This window comes from Nitrospiraceae bacterium, assembly GCA_019637075.1.
Lineage (GTDB): Bacteria > Nitrospirota > Nitrospiria > Nitrospirales > Nitrospiraceae > JAHBWI01.
The window spans coordinates 436,213-457,060 of sequence record JAHBWI010000002.1; the positions used below are offsets into that span (position 1 = coordinate 436,213).

Here is a 20,848-nt window from a genome sequence, read left to right on the forward strand (position 1 = left end):
AAAATGGACGCCCCCAACGGTCAGGCACGATAAACGGAACCGAACGGGAAGATCAAGGTATCGAGCGAATCGTCCTGTGACTTCGACGCGGCAGGCGACACCCCGGGCCTACGCCACCTTAGTGCCGTCGAGCACCTCGCGCACTTTCTGCGCCAGCGCCGTGGGGGTGAAGGGCTTCTGAAGGAAGGACCGTTCCGTATCCAACCCGCCCTTCGAAAAGGCCGGGTGGTCCGGGTAGCCGGACATATACAGCACCTTGACCTCGGGTCGCACCGACGCCAACTTTTCCGCCACCTCCGGACCGCTCATCTGCGGCATCACGACGTCCGTCAGCAGCAGGTGAATGGGACCCATGTACTTGGCGCCCGTCAGCAGCGCTTCGATCCCGTGCCGAGCTTCCAGCACCGTGTACCCGTGCAACCGCAACGTTTCATTGACCAGCCGGCGCACGCCCGGCTCGTCCTCGACGAGCAAGACGGTTTCTCGTCCCTTGATGGTCTCCACTCCGCCGCTCGCCGGCTCGAGGCCCTGCGTCACTCCGTCCACTCGCGGGAAGAAAATCTTGAATGTGGCCCCGCGTCCCGGCTTGCTTTCTACCTCGATGAACCCGCCGCTCTGCTTGACGATCCCATAGACCGTCGACAGCCCGAGACCGGTGCCCTTTCCCTTCTCTTTGGTCGTAAAGAACGGCTCGAAGATGTGGGACTGGGTCTCCTCATCCATGCCGTGTCCGGTATCGCGCACGATAATCTCGACATAGGCTCCGGGATCGGCTCCCATTGGGGGACGATTGCGCCGCGATCCGAACTGCGCATTCACGGTCTCGACCGTGAGCCGTCCGCCGCTCGGCATGGCATCGCGCGCATTGACCGCCAAATTCATGATGACTTGCTCGATTTGTCCCGGATCGGCCTTGAACTGACCGACGTCCTGATCGAGCACGGTACAGAGTTCGATGATGTCTTCGCCCAGAAGTCGGCGCAGCATCCCTTCCATGTTGTGGACCACCGCATTAATGTCCAAAACCTTGGGCGCGATGAACTGCCTGCGGCTGAAGGCCAGCAGCTGGCCGGTCAACCCAGAGGCTCGGTCGGCGGCCTTTTTCACTTCCTCCAATTCCTTGCGGAACGCATCGGTCGGAGCCAGGCGACTCAGAACCAACTCACTGTACCCGCGAATGACGGTCAACATGTTGTTGAAGTCGTGCGCGACACCGCCGGCCAATCGGCCCACGGCTTCCATTTTTTGAGATTGTTGGAGCTGGACCTCCGTCCTGCGCAGTGCCTCCTCGGCACGCGCTCGCTCGCCGAATTGTCCGATCTTCAAACCGACGTCGGTGACCATCTTGAGCAATTGCTCATCCGGTTCCCGAATTTCTCGACGGTACAGCTCGATCACCCCTTCGACTTCCGTCCCCACACGAATGGGAAACCCGAACGCGCCGTGCAACCCGGCTTTGGCGGCAGCGGCGGAGCGCGGAAAGTTTGGCTCGCGCACCACGTCGGTAATCCACGCCGGCTGGCCGGTCTGCCAGACCCGCCCAGGCAGCCCCGCCCCGATCGGAAAGGCATGCTGCCACGTAGCCAACACGAACTCGTCCGCATTCAGCGCCGGCGACTGCCACAGCTCCAGACAACGCAATACGCTCCCCTGTCGATCAAGCCGCCAGAAGACACCCAGTTCCCATTCCAAGCTTTCACAGATCGCCTGCAGAATCATCGGCCCGGCTTCCTCGAGCGTCCGCGATTCGGAAAGCACCCGCGTGACGGCATACTGCGACGCCAATTGCCGTTCGGATCTTTTCCGTGATGTGATGTCCCGCACGAACGCGCTGAAGATATAGGCATCGCCCAAACGGGCCGGAGATATCGCAACCTCGACCGGAAACTCATAACCGGTGCGATGACAGGCCGTCATTTCGATACGCCGGTTCAGGATCGGTCCTTCGCCCGTTGCCAAAAAGTGCTGCAGGCCGCGCTCATGTGCGTCACGATCGCGAACGGGCACCACGGTCTCCGACACCCGTCGACCGAGCGCCTCCTCCCGCTGCCAACCGAAAATGTTGACGGCCTGCGCGTTCCAATCCGTGATGATCCCTGACGCATCCATGGAAATCACAGCGTCCAGCGCCGTATCGACGATCACCCGGTTACGCTCTTGGCTTTGCAGCAAGGCGGCCTCAGCCGCCCGCGCCCATTCACTCTCCTGCTGGGCCTGCTGATACTCGCTCCGGAGGCGACCTGTCGCCCAGAGCAGCAAGCCGAGCATCGGCAGCCAGACGACTGCCGCCGCGATGCCCAATTTCCACATCATCGCCCGGATCGGCAACAAAATGACGTCCCGGTCTACGCGCAGAAGAATCGTCCAGTTCAATCCCGGATAGTCGCTGTACCCTTTGGTCTGGGAGTAGCCCGTCACCACATTCACGCTGCGGCGCACGTGCTGTTCCTCGACATAGCCAGGCGTGCCGCTGTCACTGAGGAGCGCCGAAGGGAGCCCGACCCGCTTCAAGTTAGCCCGCACGACGGTCGGCACCGCGGAGTCGACAAAGGCCATGCCTTCCTTGGTCAGAAATTGATACTCGAAGGGACCTGCCGCCTTGTCCGTATTCTGGATTTCCCGCACGGTCTCGATCAAAACGTCTTCCAACATCGCCAGACCGATCCGCGACGTCACCACGCCGAGAAATTCGCCTTTCAGGCCTATCAGTGGTGCGGTAAACGCGATGGCTTCGACCGTATTGTTAGGCTCGTGCGTCTCCACCTCGTTGACCTGCACCTTGCCGGTGCGGACCACGGCCTCGAACCAACCGCTCTTGGCGTGGTCCTGACCGATGATCGAGGAATCGGTGGCTGTGATGAGGCGTCCATCTTTGTCGGTCACGCCCAGCCAGATATACATGGGCGAGTAGGTCGACTTCATCCATCGAAGGTATTCGTCGATGAATCGCTTGTCGAGCGTGCGGCCGGAAAAAGCGCGGGCCATCATCTGGATGTCGCCGTACCGTTCAAACATCAACCGGTCGAGCTTGTCGGCGATTTCTGCGGATGCAAGGGTGAGATTTTCTCCGGTCGCCTCGACCAGGCGCACCTCGATCGATCGGAGCATCACCGCACCGATGACGAAGGCGACGATCGTCATGCCCACGATGAGAACGGGAAGCCAGACGTAGGATCGGCGATCGGCGGCACCGGAGGAAGGCGTGGGCATCGTCACGACTCCGTCACGCAATAATTGGGCAGAAGGTGCGTAGGATGATACAAATGCTTAGACTTGGCAAGATGCGGAAGCCCCGAGTCATCCATCGTATTCACCCAGAGTGCCCCATCCGCGCGCGCCTGGCGACAGAATTCACGAAATATGAACGGACCGAGACCGGTCACCGTCCGATCGGCTACTTCGATCAGCACGCAAAACACGGCCGGCGTGAGCCACGTCCCGAGCGTATACGCGCAAATCCGGCCGCCGACACGCACGACACCCCCGATCAAGCCAAGCGCAGCATGTTCCGACAGAGCTTCCTCATGGGCCCCCGCCGCATCCTCCAGGAGCGCGCGCCCGTAGTCGTCGGCGCCAGCTGCATGTTTTTGTCCGACCCAGTCTCGGAACAGCGCAAGACAATCGTGGCGATCGTCGGATCGATAGCGCTCGAAGCGGCCGGCCTGCTCACGTACAAACCGATTGCAGGCTGCTCGCTGCGATTTGTAGGCGTCGCCGGATAAATCCGCCATCGCCGCCGCCTCGTACACATAATCCGGCTCCAGCGCCGTGACGCGATAGCCCAGCGCGCGCACCTCGGCAACCAATTCCGCAGGGAGATGTTCCACCCGTGTCACTGGTCGACCCTGGTTCTCCTCCTTCATCCCTCGAAAAGCCTCAGCCAGCGAGGACGCGATCGGCCCTTCCCCGAGAGGAGGCAGGGCGAGGAACAGACCGTCAGGAGAATGTCCAAAGAGACAGAACCGCTCCTTCACCTCGCGCCAGGAATAGGCCAGTGCTCGACGCCACATATAATGGTAGGCAAAGGAATAGGCGGCAAGTGGCTGCTCGACGCCCCGCAAGGCAAGTCGAGCGGCCGACTCAAAGCGGTCGCGATCCTGCAACCGAAGGGGCCAAGACCGGTGGAATTTCCCAAGCGAGGTCAATCGCTCCGTCACCCGATCAAGCTTTCGCATTCCGACGATATCGTCCTGAAATCTCCCAACTAATCGAGGGTTCCGCGCCAACAGGTCCACCTGCGTGTCCTCTTCGAGCCAGCGGGTCAATTGCTCCGCTGCTTGATCCAACCCGGGAGGCGGTGAGTCCAGCAGGTACGGGCACTTCGCATCCCACCCCAACAGGACCCGCTTACCGGCAGCATCCCACATGAGCGCAAAGGGATAGAGCCGACAGTCGAGCGGACGCGATTCATAAATCCTGCAGTGGGCGGTGGTCGGATCGAAGGCGGGACAGAGGTATCCCTCTCCATGCGGATGCGGCACCAATTCCACCTGTCCGCCGCCCTGATGGGGAAGCACGTCGGCTGAGAGTCCGGCGGCAATCGCCTGCGATCGTTCCTCTGCGGAGAAGTAGGGACGGAGAAAACTGTCCCGCTCGGGAAATCGGCAACACACGTCACACTGGAGACAAACCCGGCTTGGGACGATTTGCAGCGGTGAACCAGCCATGGATTCTGCGGGCGGCCTGAGCGGGACCGGAACGGTTGTGCCAGCCATGAGATGTGCCGACATTGTATCACTACAAGCTCAGCGCGCCTATCGGCCCGCGCGGATTTCCGCCATGCCCTCTCGAAACGACCAATCACTTGACCGCCTGCGGCATCGCTGTGATACTTAAAACGTTAAGGCATTTACCTTAAAGGTCATCCATGGGCGTGCCCGACCAGCCTGATTCCCCACAGTACGATCCGCAGGCGCTACTGAATGCCCAGCCGGTCAGCCTCATCATCATTGAACCGGCCAGCTATCGGGTGCTCTATCAAAATTCCGCCTCGCAAGCTCGGTTCGGCCGGATGATCGACCGGACGTGCCACCAGGAAATCGCCGGCTGCGCCACCCCCTGCGCCTACTGCAAGGCTCCTGCAGCGCTTCAGACGGGACACACAACCTCCAACGAAGTGCAATTGCGCAACGGCACCTGGGTGCTCATCCAATGGAGCTGCGTGCCGACCGGCGATGGGCAGGTGCACCTGGCCGAATCCATCACGGACATTACCGCCCTGAAACAGGAACAGGCTCGGACCAATTCGCTCAACATCCAACTGCAAGAAGCCAATCGACAATTGACACACCTGAACGAGCAACTCAGGGATAAGTCCGTTCGCGACGGACTCACCGGCCTGTACAACCATAGCTACTTCCAAGAATCGATTGCGCAGCTGGCGGCGACCGCGGAACGCACGAACAGCCCGCTCTCGTTGATCTTCATCGATTTGGACAACTTCAAAGAGATCAACGACCGCTATGGCCACAAGGCCGGCGACGAGGTGTTGCGGGGCATGGGGTGGCTGCTTGACAGCCGTCAAACCTTGGAGCCGGGCGCGCATATCGGGCGGTCGTCCGACGTCCCGGCTCGTTACGGCGGAGACGAATTCGCGATCATCCTGCCCAACACGCCGATCGATGGCGCCGTGATCCTGGCGGAGCGGTTGTTCCGCCGCATCGCCACCTTGATGCTGCTCCCGGAGTTTTCGACGTTGACCGACGCTGCGTTTTCGCTGACGGCAAGCATCGGCGTCGCCGGCCTGCCGCTTCACGCGAAGTCGCCCGGCGAGTTGATCATCGCCGCCGACCGGGCGGTCTATGCCGCCAAAGCCGCAGGACGGAATTGCGTGCGCGTCTGCGCCGAAGCGTCCGAACGAACAGCCCCGTCGTCCCGCACCTGAGCACGTCACCGTCCGGTTCCCCTCAGACCTGTTCACCCGAGGATCGCGCACACCCCATCCGCTCTTGTACCCACCCGAAAACCCATGTTACGATTTCCTTCGCCTCGAGTCGGACCGCGCGCGGGTCGCACGGGCGAGCCACTCGCGTCGAGGGCATGGCTTTGACACCAGCACAGCATTCCGAAGAATTCTTGCATTCCACCGATAGCCGTCGGCGCTGCCTGGCAATCCGTGACGCCTTGATCCGAGCGGGGCTCTACCCTCCCGGGACCGGTGCGACTGCGCCTACCGGTGGTCCAGCCGGCTTCCGAATCGCGCCCGACCCCTTTTCCCTCTCCGCCTCGGACTTTACGTTTCTTCAAAACCTCGGGCCGCTGCTCCTCTCATTCTATCGGGCGTTGAACCGGCTCTATGTCGACAGCACACGCAACCTGCAACCGAGCTGGGTCGCCTCCTACCTCGACCAGGGCAAACCGGAATCGTTGATCGCCTACAGCCGCATGAATCGCTTCCGTAACCACCTCCCGGCCGTCATCCGGCCCGACATCATTCCCACCGCCGACGGAATGGTCATCACAGAACTCGATTCCGTCCCAGGCGGCATCGGGCTCACGGCCTGCCTCACGGCAGCCTATGATGAGCAGCGCGGCAAGACGGCATCGGCAACCCGTTCGACGAATCCGGCCGGCCCAGACGGGATGATCCAACAGTTCGCCGCCATGCTCCGCTCGCAGCAAGCCGACCACCCAGGCTGTATCGCCATCGTCGTGTCCGAAGAGGCGAAGGACTATCGGCCGGAGATGCAGTGGATGGCGGAACAGCTCCGCGAGATTGGGTGCGAGGCGTACTGCGCCGAGCCGAAGGCGGTGCGGTTTTCGGAGGCGGGCTTATCGCTTGAAAGGCCAGCCGGTGTGCGCCCGATCGGGCTGATCTACCGGTTCTACGAGCTGTTCGATTTGAAAAATATCCCGAAGTCCGAACTGACGATGTACGCCGTCAAGAAAGACACGGTTGCCGTCACGCCGCCCTACAAACCGGCCCTGGAGGAAAAGCTGGCCTTCGGGCTGTTCCACCATCCTGAGCTCGAACCATTCTGGAAGAAGACCTTGGATCAGGATGCCTATACGACCCTGCATCGACTATTGCCCCGCACATGGATCCTTGATCCGCGTCCGGTGCCCCCGTCGGCCGTGATCCCGCACCTCCAGATGGGAGGCCAAGCCATTTCGGATTTCCGCCGATTGGCCGATGGAACACAGAAGGAGCGGCACCTCGTGATCAAGCCGTCCGGCTTCTCCGAGCTGGCCTGGGGCAGCCGGGGGGTCTCGATCGGCCACGATCTCCCTCAGTCGGAATGGGCGCAGGCGCTGGACCAGGCGCTGGAGCGTTTCTCGACGACCCCCTCCGTGCTGCAAGAGTTTCACAAAGGCCGGCAGTTCGAATGCCGATACTACGACGAGGCGACCGATCAGATCGCTTCGATGTCGGCGCGAGCGCGCCTCTCGCCGTATTATTTCGTGGTCGGAGAAAAGGTCGAGCTCGGGGGCATGCTGGCTACCCTGTGCTCTGCCGAAAAGAAGATCATTCACGGCATGGTCGACGCAATCATGGCGCCCTGCGCCCTTGAGGTCTAGCCCTTACGCGATGACCCGACCTTTGCCTTTTTCGCCAGTTCTTGATACGTGGTACTCATGGCTTTGACGCTCTATCATGTCGAATGGTGCCCCGATTGTGCCGTCGTGCGCGATCGGCTCGAAGAATTGAACCTCACCTATGAAGGCATCATCGTGCCGGACTTCCGTCCCATGCGGAAACTGGTGCACGAAGTTTCCGGCCAATACTATGTGCCCGTGCTGAAAGACGGCGATACGATCCTGACGGAAACCCACGACATTCTTGCCCACCTGGATACCCACTACGCCAAGGCAGACTCGTGACCACGGGATCCCGGACCGACAACTGGACGAAGAACAACGGAACAATCCTTCCGTTCGGCAACCGAGGCCTCGCGTGTCCGGCTTGAGGATTCCGTAAGCGAAAGGACATCGACGTGGACGACTGGAAACGCATTCTGGCTGACAGCGTCGTCAAGCCGAAGGACTTGGCGGAACGGCTCGGTGTGGATCCGAAGGAAGTCGAAGACATCGTCGGCGACTATCCCATGCGCATTACGCCGACGGTGCTGGCGACCATCAAACACAAGGACGACCCGATTTGGAAACAGGTCGTGCCGGACCGCGCCGAGATGGCCGATGCCGATGCGGAAGATGATCCTCTCGAAGAAGACCTGATGAGCCCGGTGCCGCACCTGGTCCACCGGTATCCGGATCGAGTGCTGCTGATGGTGACCAACCAATGTCCCATCTATTGCCGCTTCTGCACGAGAAAGCGCCTCGTCGGAAAGCCCGGTTTCCTTAAGAAGGGGGAATTGGACCGCGCCATCGCCTATCTCCGCGAACACCAGGAAGTTCGCGACGTCATTCTGTCGGGCGGCGATCCGCTGCTTCTGCCCGATCACCTCCTGGAGCGCATCCTCAAGGCCCTGCGCACGATTCCCCATTTGGAACTCATCCGCATCGGCTCACGGGTGCCAGGCACGCTCCCGGAACGAATCACGCCGAAACTGTGCGAGATCATCAAGAAATACCATCCCCTATATATGAACCTGCACTTCAACCATCCGGACGAGCTGACGCCGGACGTAAAGCGGGCGTGCGGCATGTTGGCCGACGCCGGGGTTCCCCTGGGGGCGCAAACTGTGCTACTCAAAGGAGTTAACGACGATCCCGACACTATGAAACGACTCGTGCATCAACTGCTGTTGGCCCGCGTGAAACCCTATTACCTCTACCAAGCGGATCTCACCAAGGGAACGAATCACTTCCGAACCCCGGTCGAGAAGGGGCTCGAGATCATCAAGGCTCTTCAGGGGCATACCAGCGGGATGGGCGTGCCGCACTTCGTGATCGACGCTCCCGGCGGAGGCGGCAAGATTCCTTTGTTACCGGCCGATTACCTGGTGCATGCGGACGAAGACAGCGTGGTACTCCGCAACTACGAAAACAAGACCTATCATTACCCTCAACCGAAGCAGGGAACCGGCCGTGAGTTGCCTATGGTGGGGGTCCGATCGAGCTACGACTCCCTGAGCGAAAACAGCTACCCAGACCGTGACGGGTATGCGGCCTGGGGAAACAGCTGCGGCGGGGATCCGGACGACTTGTGACACGCGCACGCAGCGGGCAGGGCATTCTGCCCTACCAGCAGATCACGCAATTGATCGCGAAGGGCGCCATCAAGGCCGACCCTCCCGTCGAAAGTCGGCAAATCCAACCAGCCAGCCTCGACCTTCGGTTGGGTGCCAAAGCGTACCGGCTCATCAGCAGCTTTCTCCCGGAACTCTCCGCCATCAGCAGCCGCCTGAACGTGCTCGATTTCTACCAGTCCGACCTCGTCATGTACGAGATGGATCTGACGAAGGGGGCCATCCTCGAGAAGGGCCACGTCTATTTGGTTCCGCTGCTTGAAACCTTGAACCTTCCCGCAACCGTTCGCGCACGGGCCAACCCCAAGAGCACGACGGGACGGCTGGATGTGTTTACCCGAATCGTGACCGACCTGACCTCGGGGTTCGACGAAATCCGTGCCGGCTATCGCGGCCCCCTCTTCTTGGAAGTGGTGCCCCGCTCGTTTGCCATCAAGGTGCAGACCGGCTATTGCCTGAACCAAATTCGATTCGTGCGCGGCGATGCCGCGGTGGCGGATGGCGCACTGCAAAAGGTCCATACCGGCGCGCCGTTGCTGTACCACAACAGCGCACCCCCGAGGCCTGTCGCGGCCAAGGACTTTCGAACCGACCGCGGACTGTTCCTCCGAATCAATTTAACCGGCGGGGACCGGAAGGACGGGGTCATCGGTTATCGGGCCAAGAAAAACAGCCACGTCATCGACCTCTCCAAGATCGGCCATTACGCCGCACAGGATTTTTGGGAGCCCTTGAAGCCGCAGCGGCACGACAGCCTCTTGCTCGAACCGGAAGAGTTCTACATCCTGGCCTCGAAAGAGCGGATTCGCGTGCCGCCGGGATACGCCGCCGAAATGGTGGCCTACGAAGCCGCCTGCGGCGAACTGCGCACACACTATGCGGGCTTCTTCGATCCGGGCTTCGGCTACGGGGCCGGGGAACTGCGCGGCACCCAGGTCGTGCTCGAAGTTCGGCCGCACGATGTCCCCTTTCTCATTCACGACGGACAAACCTTCTTCAAAGTCGTGTATGATCGTATGCTGGATGTCCCGACGCAGGTCTATGGATCCGGCCTGGGCTCTTCATACCAACGGCAGGCCCTCACCCTAAGCAAACATTTCAAGGCATAAGCAATGGCTCCACCCAGCGATCTTCCCGATCCGTCCACAAGACCGACGCCGCAGAACGATCCTCAAGATGCCGAAGAGGATGAGCGGCAGCGGGAGCGGCACTCCAACGTCATCGGCATGATGGTGGGCACCGCCCTCATGTTCATCGGCTTTCTCAACATATTCCTGTCGATCAGCGGCGGGTTCGAAATCAACGTCGTACCGTTTCTGATTTACTTCGGCGGGCTCGCCATTTGGGCCAACTCCGTCGTGGAAAACCTCACCATGCGTTACTCCGTCATCGGCATTGCCCTGCTCCTTGGGCTGGCCTTGGCTCATTACGGCGAGGTGCTGTTTTGGCATAAGCAGGTGGTCTTCTGGGGTACGGTGGTCGTCGTCATGTACTTCATGTTCAACGAACCCAAGAAACCGGCCTGACGGATGTCGGCCTCCGCTTCCCTACCGCGATGACGATCACAGTCATCATCCCAGCGCTCAATGAAGAACGAGTCATCGGCCGCACGCTCTCGCACACGGGGCGGCTGGGATTCGATGCGATTACCGTCGTCGATGGGGGCAGCACCGACCGGACGCGCGAGATAGTCGAATCAGCCATGGTGCCGGCCGGCGAGAGGATTCGTCTCCTGACGGCCCCCCAAGGCCGGGCCAGACAATTGAACGCCGGGGCTGCGTCCGCCGATTCCGAGGTCCTCCTGTTCCTGCATGCGGACACGCGGCTTCCGGAGAACGCCCGCGACGTCGTCGAAAAAACCTTCGGCGACCGTGCCTGCGTCGGCGGCCGCTTCGACGTCCGATTCGATACGGACACCCCGATCGCCCGCACCGTCGCCCGCTTCATGAACCTACGCTCCAGGCTCAGCGGGATTTCCACGGGAGATCAGGCTCTGTTCGTACGCCGCCGGGTGTTTGAGGAACTCGGGCGGTTTGCGGACATTCCGCTGATGGAAGATATCGAGTTCTCGCGCCGCCTCAAGCGGGCCGGCACCGTGGCTGCGCTGCGTGACCAAGTCGTCACGGCCTACCGCCGCTGGCAAACCCAAGGCCCGATCCGGACCATTCTCTTGATGTGGACGCTCCGACTCCTGTACTGGCTGGGCGTCAATCCCTTCACCCTTCACAAAATGTATCAGGTAGTTCGCTGACATGACCGCACAACCCTCGTCCGCGCACCGTCCGCCGACCGGCCCGCGTGCCGTAAACGCCCTCGTCGTATTCGCCAAGGCACCGGTGCCCGGTCAGGTCAAGACCCGGCTGTGCCCGCCCTTGACTTCGGACGAGGCGGCGACCTTGCACGGGAGTTTCGTGCTCGATCAACTGGAACGGACCAAGGCGGCCATCACCAAATTCAAGCTGCCTGTCGACCGCTTCGTCGCCTGTTCCCCCTCGTCCGCGCACGTGTTCTTCAAGATCCTCTCGGCTCGGCACAACGTCGGCCTACTGGACCAAACGGGAGATGACCTCGGCACCCGCATGGAACAGGTATTTGCCGACCTCTTCGCCCGTGGTTATCAACGGATCGTGCTGGTCGGGACGGATGTGCCGAACCTCCCGCTCACACATTATCGCCAGGCGTTCGACCTACTGCAGCAGCACGATGTGGTCTTCGGTCCGGCGCAGGATGGCGGATACTACCTTTTGGGGTTGCGAAAACCGGTGCCGCAGTTGTTCCGGGGGATTCCGTGGTCGACGGATCAAGTCCTTGCCCGCAGCGATCAACAGGCTGCGGAAGCCGGCGTCAGCCGTGCCAGGGTACCGGTCTGGAGGGATGTCGATACCCTCGACGACTTGAACATCTTGATTGATGACGCCGCAGCGGACCGGAAACGCCCCAAGGGGGAGCAACTCTTTTCATCGCGGACCGCGGGCGCACTCGAGTTGACCGGCAAACGCCTGCGCGAACGACGCACGTAGGACAGAGAAAGGACTCACCACCATGGACCAAAATGTCGCCTTGATCACGGGAGGTGCCAAGGGCATCGGACGGGCGATCGCGCTCGACCTGGCGGCGCAAGGGTGGTCCATCGCCATTTGCTACCGTACAAGCGCGCATGCGGCGGCGGAGACGAGTGCGGCGATCGTGGCCCGCGGTGGCCGCGCCCTCTCCTTACAAAGCGACGTGTCCGATCCTGAAGCGGCGCGCGGACTGGTCCGACGAGTCGAACAGGAATGGGGACATATCGACGCGTTGATCAACGGCGCAGGCCCCTATCATCGCATCAATCTGTTCGAAGAAAGCGTAGAAGGCTGGCGGGAGATGTTCGACGGAAACCTGCATCCGATTTTTTATCTCGGACAGGCGGTCGTACCGGGGATGAAGGCACGCAAACGTGGGCGCATCATCAATTTCAGCATGGCCAACGCCGACCAGATGGTTTCCCAGCCGGATGTCACCGCGCATTACATTGCGAAGGCGGGCGTGTTGATCCTGACCCGCACGCTTGCCAAGCTCCTGGCTCCGCACGGCATCACGGTCAATGCCATCTCGCCTGGCTTCATTGATTCCGGCAGCGCTCCGGCTGAAGAACTGGCAGGGGTGGTCAAACGCATTCCGGCAGGCTACTTGGGCACGGTAGAGGACACGGTGCACGCAGTCCGGTATCTGCTCTCCGACGAGGCTCGCTACGTCAACGGGGCCAACATCCAGATCAGCGGCGCCTGGGGCCTTTAGCCCACCTCACCCACTCAGCTGGCGCCGAACGCCTTTTTCAGCAACGGCTCCACTTCTCCTTTGGCTTCCATCGGATCCAAGATGTCCGTATCGCCGTAAAATTGCCCGTCGATGAAGACCTTCGGCAGGGTGGGCCAATTCGTCATCTTTGTCAGGGCCTCCCGCTTCGCCGGCTGCGAGAGGACGTCGATCACCTCATACGGATACCCGTATTTATTGAAAAACTGCATCGTCTCACGGGTAAAGCCGCACATGGGCATGGTCTTGGTGCCCTTCCCGTAGATGAGGATTTTATGGGCTTTCACTTCCTTGTGGATTTCCTCTTCGATAGGATCCGCCATGGCATCCTCCTGCGTTATGCTTCGTCCTTTGTCTTGGCCGTTATCTCCAGCGCATGAATACGCCCATCCTTCATGGGCGCTGCCAGGGACTGATAGACCAACCGATGCCGGTCGAGCAAATTCATCCCCTTGAAGCGGTCCGAGACGATGCGGACGATCAAATGGTCTTGCGTGCCTGTCTTATCGATCACCGTCACAGCGGCATCCGGCAAGGTTTCACGGACGATACTCGTGACTGATTCCGCACTAATCATAATCGTGAAGCTACCATAGCGCAGGAAAGGCCCGTGAGGCAATTCCCCCCGGACAGGCTCATGGAAGGCATGGCGAATCCTGGCCGGGGTCTGGCATTTCAAATGTTCCCCTCGTTAGACTACGTGCTCCGCCCATCACGCTTGGGCGGTCGAAACACCAAAGGAGGATCTAATGTCTGCTGAACCATCGAACCGCATGACGAACTTTGCCCGAACGACCATCATCGCCCTAAGCCTTATCCTTGGCATCGAATGCGCCACCTCTGTACGCCCCGCCTCTGCAGCCGGGCCTGGCACGGAAGCCGTCCAAGGCCTCGCCAGTTACTTCCTGACCATGCCCTACGGCGGCATCAAGATGGCCGTGGCCGTGATGGGAGCCCTTGCGGGGGGAATGGGGTTTATCTTCACTGGTGGCGATAAGGTCACCGCCGGAAAAATCTGGGGCCCGACTCTCGGCGGGGAATATGTCATCACCCCGGAGCACATTCGAGGTGATAAGGACCTGCACTTCTTCGGGAACGCCCCAACCAAGTAACCGACTTCTCTCGATTCGGCAGGGGATCTGCTCACAGATCCCCTGCCGCAGGCTGCCTCCCTTTCCCAGTCTCTCGTGGTGGTGGAATTCACGCGCTGGTGGTGGTTCTCAACCACCGTTCGATGCGGCACGCATAGCCTGCTCGACCAAACCGATTGAAATCCTGTCGCTTCCCCAGGCCGCCTGCATGGCATGCCTGTTGCCATTCTCTTTGGGCAAGAAGACATCGCCAGTCGCGGCGGTCGACAACCACAAGGAGGGCACCATGGAGTTCAAATCCGGATTCTTCCTGAGCGAGTCGGAATGCAACGGTCGAGTGCTCGTCGTGGACGATGAACCAGATATCCGCAAGGTCGTGAAGATGACCCTGACCAAGGCCGGTTACGAAGTGCTCGAGGCAGAGAACGGAGAAAAGGCCATCGAGGCCATCAACTCCGGTGAAAACCGCCTCCTGCTCGACGTCGTGGTGTGCGACATCCGAATGCCCAAGATCAACGGCGTGGAAGCCATCGCCTACTTCCAGAAAGAATGGCCCCGCGTACCGATCATCGTCTTGACGGGCTTCCCCGACACCGACATGGCCACGACCTTTTTGCGGAGCGGCGTCGTAGACTACTTGGTGAAGCCTGTGGAAGGTGACAAGCTCCGGTCGGCCGTGGCTCGCGCCATGGAACAGCGGGAGTTGGCCCGCCTCTGATCGCGAGAAGCATCCGACCCTTCGACTCCGATTCGGGAAAGCACAGCCGCTTTCCCGGACGGAGAAGAGGGAGGAGACAGGATACGCAGATGGAACGAAAGCCGACGCATATCGCCATCCTGGGAGCGGGACGAGGCGGCACGGTCCTGCTCGAGCTGTTTCATCAGATGCCGGACGTCACGATCGTCGGCATCGCCGACAAAGATCCGGCCGCACCGGGGCTGAAACGGGCAAGAGAGCTGAATGTCCCGGTCGCCGACCACGTACCCGATCTTATCCGCCATGCGGGGGCCAGCCTGATCGTCGATGTGACGGGCGATCCGAACATGGCGCAGACGGTCGGGGCCAACAAACGACCCGAGGCTGAAGTCCTCAGCGGCGCGACCGCACGGCTGCTGTGGACACTCGTGCAGCACGAGCGGAAACTGGAAGCGGAACTCTTGCACGCGGAAAAGCTCGCGGGGCTCGGCTCCTTCGCCGCCGGCATCGCCCATGACATCAACAACCCCCTGCAGCTGATCTTGGGGTTGGCGGAGAATCTGACCGAAGAAGGTGATCTCAAGGCCGTCCACGAACAGGCCCATGACATCGTCAATGCCGTCAAACGCACCAGCGCCATTTGTCGTGACCTGACTCGCTACGCGCGGCGAGACGGCGGCGACGGAGACATGCTGGTCGCGCTCAACACCAAGCTGGAGGAAGCGCTCCGAATCGCCCGGTATGCCGTCACCCTGCAGGACATTACGGTCGTGAGGGACTATGCCGATCAGGCTCAGGTCCGCGGAAATCCCGATGAACTCCTGCATGTGTTCGTGAACCTCATCACGAACGCGGTCCATGCCATGAGTGATCGAGGGACGCTGACCTTGAGCACATCGGTGAACGAGGATGAGTCGGTCGCGGTGAGCGTGACCGACACCGGCTGCGGCATTCCCGCTGAAGCGCTCCCCAAGATCTTCGAGCCGCTCTTCACGACGAAGCCGCCGGGGAAAGGCACGGGGCTGGGGCTTTATAATGTCATGTCGGTCATTTCCAAGATGCAGGGTCATATCTGCGTCAACAGCACGGTCGGCCAGGGATCGACATTCCGGATCGAGTTTCCCGTGGTGAGTCAACCGATTGAATATGTGCCCATATGACGACTGAAGGCTCCGCGCTCGGCAAGGCACTCGGCTGGGGGCTCAAACGGAAGCTGATCGTTTCGATGCTTCTGGTGGGCGTGGTACCTCTCCTGCTTGGACTGGGCCTGGCATTTCTTCAAGGCTCGAAGGAAATTCACGAAGTCAGCGGAGAAAGCTTTAAGGCCCTGGCCACCGAAGCGGCCAGGAAGTTGGATCTGTTGGTCGCCGAAGAAGTGTCGCGCACATCGCGCATCGCAATCAACCCCATCATCATCCGCGAACTGGAAAAACGCCGAGATCACCTGCAAACCGGCGAGCCGGCCGCACTCAAGAAATCGTTGGAGGATGAACGGACGCGATGGGACAACGGGGATCCGGCCGGCACCAAGGCCATTACGGGAAACTCGGTTGCGCTCCTGCTCCGCGAGCACTACGCGGGGTCGCACAACGAACCGGACCAACTGCTTCCACAAGTCGTCCGGGCCGCCACCAAGATGCTCTTCGTCACGGATATGCAGGGGCATTTGGTCGCAGCCTTGACCACCAGGCCGGCCTTCAACAGCTCCGACCGGATCTGGTGGAAAGGCGCCTACAACAAGGGCGTCGGACAACTCTTCATTGAGGATGTGGCCTTCGACAAGGCGGCCGACTCCTATGTCTTCACCATTTCGATTCCCGTCATGGACAGCCTGCGGTATGAGGTCGTCGGCGTGATCCATCGGGTCATCGATGCGAAAGAGTTTTTCTCTCCCTCGACCCATCCGATCCGATTCGGGAAAACCGGCCACGTCATGCTCATCGATAGCCGCGGCGTCGTCATGAGTTGTCCCATCCTCCCGACCGGTGTCCGGTTGTCGGATCCTTCGTTGATTCCGCTGATCACTCCCCTTCAGCCAGGTTGGGTCAGCGCCGCCAGTGACGGACATGGGGGACATGGCACTGCCATCATCGGATTCGCTCCGCTGCCGGAAACGAGCCGTGCTACGAATGGATCGCTGGAACAGGGAGGGTGGCACACGTTCGTCTGGCAGTCATCCGCCGAACTGTTCGCTCCCATCGAACACTTATTGGAATGGATGTCGATCCTTGCATTGGTTGCAGTGGGCTTGCTGGCCACGTTGGGCTACTTCGCCGCCAGCCGCATCGTGACTCCGGTTCGCAAACTGCAGGAGGCAGCGAGACTGGTTGGGCGGGGCGAACTGCGCGAACCGATTCGAATCGAAACCGGCGACGAGCTGCAGGAACTCGCCGTCGAGTTCAACCGGATGAATACACAGTTGGAAGCCGCCTTTGCCGGCCTGGCCACGCAGGTCGAAGAAAAAACCCAAGAGGTGCAGTACCTGCAAAAGGCGACCGACCAAGTGCTCGATGCGGTTCCGACGCCGATCGTGCTGATCGACCAACATCAGGACATCCAGTATATGAACCAGGCATCCCGCGAGCTGTTGGGAACGGACGGCCAGGGCAAGACCGGCTCGTCGCTTTTTGAGCTCCTGAATCTGAGCCACGCGCAGCAGGAGCACTTGGAACACGCACTCGATCTCGAGACCGGTGCCTCGCTCCGAGGCCCCGCTCGCGCGGAGGACGATCTGATCAAAGAAGCCAGGGACCCGCTCGCTCCCTTGCTGAAACAACCGACCCACGATGCCCGACGCGAATTGACGATCGAGGGACGCCTCTACCGCTACGAATGGTTTTCGCTGCAAGCCCGAAGCGGCGAAGGCCGTCGCTTCGGACTCGTACTCCGCGACACCACCGACGAGAGCCGGCTTCAGGACCAGCTGGTCCAGGCGGAGAAGTCCGGCAGCCTGGGCGTGCTGACGGCAGGCATCGGTCATGAACTGAACAATCCGCTGTTCGGCATTCTCGGCCTGGGCGAAGCCATCCAGGAAGAATCGGACCTGACGAGAGCCAAAGCCTATGCGCGCGATATCCTGGAACATGGACGCCGAATGGCAGCGATCATCCGCGACTTCACCGGCGTCGCCACCAGGGAATCCAAAGATCAACGCGTCCCCGTCGACGTAAACGCACAACTCGATCAGGCTCTGGCCATCGCGCAAACCTCCCAGGACTGCCTGGGGCTCAACGTGAGAAAGCACTACGTCGCGCTGCCGCAGGTGAGCGCGTTGCCGGACCAACTCCGATTGGTCTTCATCAACGTGATCACGAATGCCTTACAGGCCATGCACAGCAAAGGGGATCTCTGGGTCAGTACGGCGGAACAGCCGGGAGCGGTAACGATCACGATCCGCGACAATGGTCCGGGCATCGCCAAGCAACATCTCGGCAAAGTCTTCGATCCGTTCTTCACCACGAAGGGGCAGGGTGAAGGCTCGGGTCTGGGCCTTACGGTCGCGCAGCGATTGATCAAAAAATTCGGCGGGGACATCCGCATCGAGAGCATCGAAGGCCAGGGCACCACCTGCACGATCACATTGCCGACCGTGGAGTCCGGGGTGCGAAAGGAGGAGTCATGCGCAACCTCATGAGACCCTACCGGCTTTCGCTTTGGCTCGCGATGATGCTTGCCACGGGCATGGCCTACTCTCTCCAAGCCAAGGACCCGCCGCCGCCTTCCGGTATCGCGCCGGAGAAAGTCGCCGACTACGTGCATGCCGTACTTGAGGCCGATCGGACGATCTATACCAACCACGTCGTCAATCGCATGCAGGCCAAGGGGATTGTCTCCGCTGCCGAACATTGGGAGAACGAGAATGCCTTACCGCTCCCAGCCCAATTCCTCCAGCATTCCGGCAAGCTCGTAGCGGAATCCGGGCGCGGCATCCGTTACCGCCTGATCAGTCAGTGGCCGATCTACCAACGCAACGCTCCGGCGACGGATCTTGAACGCCGCGCGCTGGAGGGATTCGCGCAGAGTCCGGATCGCCCGCTGACCGGCATCGTCACCAGCGGACGAAAACAGTACTTTCAGGCCATCTACCCGGACCGCGCCATCTCAGCCGCCTGCGTGAACTGCCACAACAGTCATCCGCTGAGCCCCAAGCGTGACTTCGCCGTGAACGACATCATGGGCGGCATGGCGATTACGATTCCGCTGGATTGAGCACGCGGTCGTGTACGCGAAGCGTATCTCGCAGTTCGTCTCCCGCCGAATCGAACGATGGTCACCGCCCTCCTCCCCAGGATAGCGAGATACGCATCACGAGGGATGAACGACAAACGCTGCCGAGACAATCGTCGGGAGTTGACGGGTGAGGTTCACGGGATCATGGGAGGCAGATTCGGCGGCGGTTGCTGGTATTCGTCTCGATAGATTTGAACGGCCGTGAGAAAGAGGCCGACGAGCGTCGGGCCAAGGAAAAGTCCTATGATGCCGTAGAGCGCCAACCCACCCAGCACACTGAATGTCAGGAGTAGGACCGGGATCTGCGCCCCCTGACCGATGAAGAGCGGCTTCAAGATCTGGTCGACCGTCGAAACAACGCCGGCCCCCCAGGCCAACATGGCGACGCCCTTCCCGATCGGACCGATCCAAAACAAATACACAGCCACCGGCCCCCACACCAGGGCCGTCCCGCCGAGAGGCAGCGGCGCCAGCAGGATGGTCAGCGTCGTCAGCACCAATGGAAACGGTGCTCCGAGCACGGCATAGGCGGCGCCGGCCAAAAGCCCCTGCACCAGCGCCGTCAAGACGACGCCCTTCACGACGGCGCGAATCGTTTGATCCAACCGTGCCAGAATCTTCACCTTGTGCGAGGATTCGAGCGGAATGAGGGCGTAGAGGGCCTGGAGCCATGCCCGGCCGTCCTTGAAAAAGAAAAACAACGTGAAGATCATGACGAGAAAATCGGCCACGAGCAGAAAGGCATCCCGGACCAACTCGCTGAGCTCTCCCACGATGTAGCGGCTGAACGTCTTGGCGCTCGACAGCACCAATTGCTCCAAATCGCTCTCACGCCCGCTGACACGTTCGAGCCACTGCCGGACCAGTCCTCCTCCCGGCAGCTTGGACAAATGCTCGGGCAGTCGCTGCACTCCTCCCGACGCAATCCATGCGCGAATCGATTGTTCCGCCGAACCGGCCTCGTTCACAAACATGACGGTCAAGACGATCAACGGCACGACGACCAATGCCATGACGCCCAACGTCAGCAGCGCGGCCGACCGCGATTCCTTCCCGCCGAGCCACGCAGTCAGGCGCACATGCAATGGAAAGCTGAGATGCGCGAGGATCGCCGCCCACAGGACCGGAAGGAAGAACGGCTTGAAGATCAGGGCGATCTGATACAGCAACCAGAGGAAAACAGCGAAGAAGCAGAGTGAGAAGACCTGGCGGCGATTCATCCTGAAACCAATTCCCCGTGCGTCACCCGACCCCGGTGATAACAGAAACGCCGGCTGATGTCACGCAAGGATCGGGCTCGGAGAATGGTCAGAGGGGCGGCACGGAGGAAACAGCGGCCGGAGGGCGCAGCGGCGGCCGCGCCCCGGCGCTTAGGAATGCTCGCCTGCTACGGCCACCGACTTGGGGCGCTGCGCGGGCAATTCACGAACATTGTTGGGAAGCGTCTTGGGTTCCTCTCCCCATGAGGAGGACAGGCCCATATCCGACGTGCCTTGGAATTTCGATCCGTCTTCCATGGACAGGGCCGGAGTATGCACTTCGCCGATCAGGATGCCGGTCTTGAGTAATTGCAACCGTTCCGTTGCCGTCACCGTCGCCTTGATCTTCCCGCTGTTGATGATCACGCCCGCCGTGATCGTGCCCTGCACGACCCCGTCTTCGCCGATCACCACGGTACCCTTGGTCTGGATGTCCCCCTCCAGCCGCCCATCGATACGCACGGTGCCTTCCACGCGAATCTCGCCCTTGAGGAGCACACCCCGGGCAAGCAACGTGATGTTGTCATCTTCGACGAAACCGCTCTTCTTCATCGCAGGCTCCTTCTCATGGAGGGCTGGGCTGGTGGACCATCCAAACATGAGTTGAGCCTACACCAGGTTTTTTCA

At 60.8% G+C, this 20,848-nt stretch carries 19 protein-coding genes and 1 pseudogene; 14 read left to right on the forward strand and 6 right to left on the reverse strand.

The genetic code is table 11. The annotated features are described in order from the left end of the window. Positions 1–108: 108 nt before the first annotated feature. Both KF814_06310 and KF814_06315 read right to left on the reverse strand, forming a co-directional pair. Entirely contained in the window at positions 109–3,210 is a 3,102-nt protein-coding gene (locus tag KF814_06310) for a PAS domain S-box protein (GenBank protein MBX3235745.1), read from the reverse strand. 2 nt (positions 3,211–3,212) lie between these two features. Continuing rightward, complete coding sequence (locus tag KF814_06315; protein ID MBX3235746.1) at positions 3,213–4,667, reverse strand: DUF2156 domain-containing protein; 1,455 nt, start codon at positions 4,665–4,667, stop codon at positions 3,213–3,215. A 200-nt stretch (positions 4,668–4,867) separates the two neighbouring features. Between KF814_06315 and KF814_06320 the strand changes: the two genes are divergently transcribed. From KF814_06320 to KF814_06360, 9 genes and pseudogenes are all read left to right on the forward strand, one after another. Beyond that, positions 4,868–5,884, forward strand: coding sequence for a diguanylate cyclase (locus KF814_06320; GenBank protein MBX3235747.1), 1,017 nt, complete (start codon positions 4,868–4,870; stop codon positions 5,882–5,884). A gap of 155 nt (positions 5,885–6,039) precedes the next feature. Further along, positions 6,040–7,518, forward strand: a complete 1,479-nt coding sequence (locus KF814_06325; GenBank protein ID MBX3235748.1) for a hypothetical protein — start codon at positions 6,040–6,042, stop codon at positions 7,516–7,518. 57 nt (positions 7,519–7,575) lie between these two features. Continuing rightward, positions 7,576–7,821, forward strand: a complete 246-nt coding sequence (locus KF814_06330; protein MBX3235749.1) for a glutathione S-transferase N-terminal domain-containing protein — start codon at positions 7,576–7,578, stop codon at positions 7,819–7,821. 113 nt (positions 7,822–7,934) lie between these two features. Then, a pseudogene (locus KF814_06335) lies at positions 7,935–9,008 on the forward strand (KamA family radical SAM protein). 98 nt (positions 9,009–9,106) lie between these two features. Beyond that, positions 9,107–10,258 carry a 2'-deoxycytidine 5'-triphosphate deaminase gene (locus tag KF814_06340; GenBank protein MBX3235750.1) on the forward strand — a complete coding sequence of 384 codons (1,152 nt, stop codon included), beginning with the start codon at positions 9,107–9,109 and terminating at the stop codon, positions 10,256–10,258. A gap of 3 nt (positions 10,259–10,261) precedes the next feature. Continuing rightward, complete coding sequence (locus tag KF814_06345; GenBank protein MBX3235751.1) at positions 10,262–10,675, forward strand: hypothetical protein; 414 nt, start codon at positions 10,262–10,264, stop codon at positions 10,673–10,675. 29 nt (positions 10,676–10,704) lie between these two features. Beyond that, positions 10,705–11,400, forward strand: a complete 696-nt coding sequence (locus KF814_06350; GenBank protein MBX3235752.1) for a TIGR04283 family arsenosugar biosynthesis glycosyltransferase — start codon at positions 10,705–10,707, stop codon at positions 11,398–11,400. A 1-nt stretch (position 11,401) separates the two neighbouring features. Then, a complete protein-coding gene (locus KF814_06355; GenBank protein MBX3235753.1) occupies positions 11,402–12,169 on the forward strand; it encodes a TIGR04282 family arsenosugar biosynthesis glycosyltransferase in 768 nt (255 codons plus the stop codon). A gap of 22 nt (positions 12,170–12,191) precedes the next feature. Next, positions 12,192–12,926, forward strand: a complete 735-nt coding sequence (locus KF814_06360) for an SDR family oxidoreductase (GenBank protein ID MBX3235754.1) — start codon at positions 12,192–12,194, stop codon at positions 12,924–12,926. A gap of 14 nt (positions 12,927–12,940) precedes the next feature. On the opposite strand, the gene KF814_06365 is transcribed toward KF814_06360, so the two are convergent. Both KF814_06365 and KF814_06370 read right to left on the reverse strand, forming a co-directional pair. Continuing rightward, on the reverse strand, positions 12,941–13,267 hold the full coding sequence (locus KF814_06365) for a glutaredoxin (GenBank protein ID MBX3235755.1): 327 nt from the start codon (positions 13,265–13,267) through the stop codon (positions 12,941–12,943). 14 nt (positions 13,268–13,281) lie between these two features. Further along, positions 13,282–13,521: a BolA family transcriptional regulator gene (locus tag KF814_06370; protein ID MBX3235756.1), complete on the reverse strand. Its 240-nt coding sequence runs from the start codon at positions 13,519–13,521 to the stop codon at positions 13,282–13,284. A gap of 172 nt (positions 13,522–13,693) precedes the next feature. Here KF814_06370 and KF814_06375 point away from each other — a divergent pair, with 172 nt between their 5' ends. The 5 genes from KF814_06375 to KF814_06395 all read left to right on the forward strand — a co-directional run bounded on the left by KF814_06375 (position 13,694) and on the right by KF814_06395 (position 18,941). Next, complete coding sequence (locus tag KF814_06375) at positions 13,694–14,056, forward strand: hypothetical protein (protein ID MBX3235757.1); 363 nt, start codon at positions 13,694–13,696, stop codon at positions 14,054–14,056. Positions 14,057–14,321: 265 nt separating this feature from the next. Beyond that, positions 14,322–14,753 (forward strand): response regulator, encoded by a 432-nt coding sequence (locus tag KF814_06380; GenBank protein MBX3235758.1) that lies wholly within the window; start codon positions 14,322–14,324, stop codon positions 14,751–14,753. Positions 14,754–14,842: 89 nt separating this feature from the next. Next, a complete protein-coding gene (locus KF814_06385; GenBank protein ID MBX3235759.1) occupies positions 14,843–15,892 on the forward strand; it encodes a hypothetical protein in 1,050 nt (349 codons plus the stop codon). After that, positions 15,889–18,366 carry a HAMP domain-containing protein gene (locus KF814_06390; protein MBX3235760.1) on the forward strand — a complete coding sequence of 826 codons (2,478 nt, stop codon included), beginning with the start codon at positions 15,889–15,891 and terminating at the stop codon, positions 18,364–18,366. The genes KF814_06385 and KF814_06390 overlap by 4 nt, the downstream gene beginning before the upstream one ends. Further along, on the forward strand, positions 18,351–18,941 hold the full coding sequence (locus tag KF814_06395; GenBank protein ID MBX3235761.1) for a DUF3365 domain-containing protein: 591 nt from the start codon (positions 18,351–18,353) through the stop codon (positions 18,939–18,941). The genes KF814_06390 and KF814_06395 overlap by 16 nt, the downstream gene beginning before the upstream one ends. A gap of 155 nt (positions 18,942–19,096) precedes the next feature. Here KF814_06395 and KF814_06400 read toward each other — a convergent pair whose 3' ends face one another. Together KF814_06400 and KF814_06405 are read right to left on the reverse strand one after the other, a co-directional pair. Then, complete coding sequence (locus KF814_06400) at positions 19,097–20,182, reverse strand: AI-2E family transporter (GenBank protein ID MBX3235762.1); 1,086 nt, start codon at positions 20,180–20,182, stop codon at positions 19,097–19,099. A gap of 150 nt (positions 20,183–20,332) precedes the next feature. Further along, positions 20,333–20,773, reverse strand: a complete 441-nt coding sequence (locus KF814_06405) for a polymer-forming cytoskeletal protein (GenBank protein MBX3235763.1) — start codon at positions 20,771–20,773, stop codon at positions 20,333–20,335. Between the last annotated feature and the right edge of the window lie 75 nt (positions 20,774–20,848).

What these genes read in the sequence shown, in the direction of transcription:
- KF814_06325 (MBX3235748.1), top strand. Translation starts at nt 6,040, where the DNA reads ATGGCTTTGACACCAGCACAGCATTCCGAAGAATTCTTGCATTCCACC.
- KF814_06400 (MBX3235762.1), bottom strand. Translation starts at nt 20,182, where the DNA reads ATGAATCGCCGCCAGGTCTTCTCACTCTGCTTCTTCGCTGTTTTCCTC.
- KF814_06360 (MBX3235754.1), top strand. Translation starts at nt 12,192, where the DNA reads ATGGACCAAAATGTCGCCTTGATCACGGGAGGTGCCAAGGGCATCGGA.
- KF814_06375 (MBX3235757.1), top strand. Translation starts at nt 13,694, where the DNA reads ATGTCTGCTGAACCATCGAACCGCATGACGAACTTTGCCCGAACGACC.
- KF814_06390 (MBX3235760.1), top strand. Translation starts at nt 15,889, where the DNA reads ATGACGACTGAAGGCTCCGCGCTCGGCAAGGCACTCGGCTGGGGGCTC.
- KF814_06320 (MBX3235747.1), top strand. Translation starts at nt 4,868, where the DNA reads ATGGGCGTGCCCGACCAGCCTGATTCCCCACAGTACGATCCGCAGGCG.
- KF814_06355 (MBX3235753.1), top strand. Translation starts at nt 11,402, where the DNA reads ATGACCGCACAACCCTCGTCCGCGCACCGTCCGCCGACCGGCCCGCGT.
- KF814_06345 (MBX3235751.1), top strand. Translation starts at nt 10,262, where the DNA reads ATGGCTCCACCCAGCGATCTTCCCGATCCGTCCACAAGACCGACGCCG.
- KF814_06365 (MBX3235755.1), bottom strand. Translation starts at nt 13,267, where the DNA reads ATGGCGGATCCTATCGAAGAGGAAATCCACAAGGAAGTGAAAGCCCAT.
- KF814_06350 (MBX3235752.1), top strand. Translation starts at nt 10,705, where the DNA reads ATGACGATCACAGTCATCATCCCAGCGCTCAATGAAGAACGAGTCATC.
- KF814_06385 (MBX3235759.1), top strand. Translation starts at nt 14,843, where the DNA reads ATGGAACGAAAGCCGACGCATATCGCCATCCTGGGAGCGGGACGAGGC.
- KF814_06405 (MBX3235763.1), bottom strand. Translation starts at nt 20,773, where the DNA reads ATGAAGAAGAGCGGTTTCGTCGAAGATGACAACATCACGTTGCTTGCC.
- KF814_06310 (MBX3235745.1), bottom strand. Translation starts at nt 3,210, where the DNA reads ATGCCCACGCCTTCCTCCGGTGCCGCCGATCGCCGATCCTACGTCTGG.
- KF814_06380 (MBX3235758.1), top strand. Translation starts at nt 14,322, where the DNA reads ATGGAGTTCAAATCCGGATTCTTCCTGAGCGAGTCGGAATGCAACGGT.
- KF814_06395 (MBX3235761.1), top strand. Translation starts at nt 18,351, where the DNA reads ATGCGCAACCTCATGAGACCCTACCGGCTTTCGCTTTGGCTCGCGATG.
- KF814_06370 (MBX3235756.1), bottom strand. Translation starts at nt 13,521, where the DNA reads ATGATTAGTGCGGAATCAGTCACGAGTATCGTCCGTGAAACCTTGCCG.
- KF814_06330 (MBX3235749.1), top strand. Translation starts at nt 7,576, where the DNA reads ATGGCTTTGACGCTCTATCATGTCGAATGGTGCCCCGATTGTGCCGTC.
- KF814_06315 (MBX3235746.1), bottom strand. Translation starts at nt 4,667, where the DNA reads ATGGCTGGTTCACCGCTGCAAATCGTCCCAAGCCGGGTTTGTCTCCAG.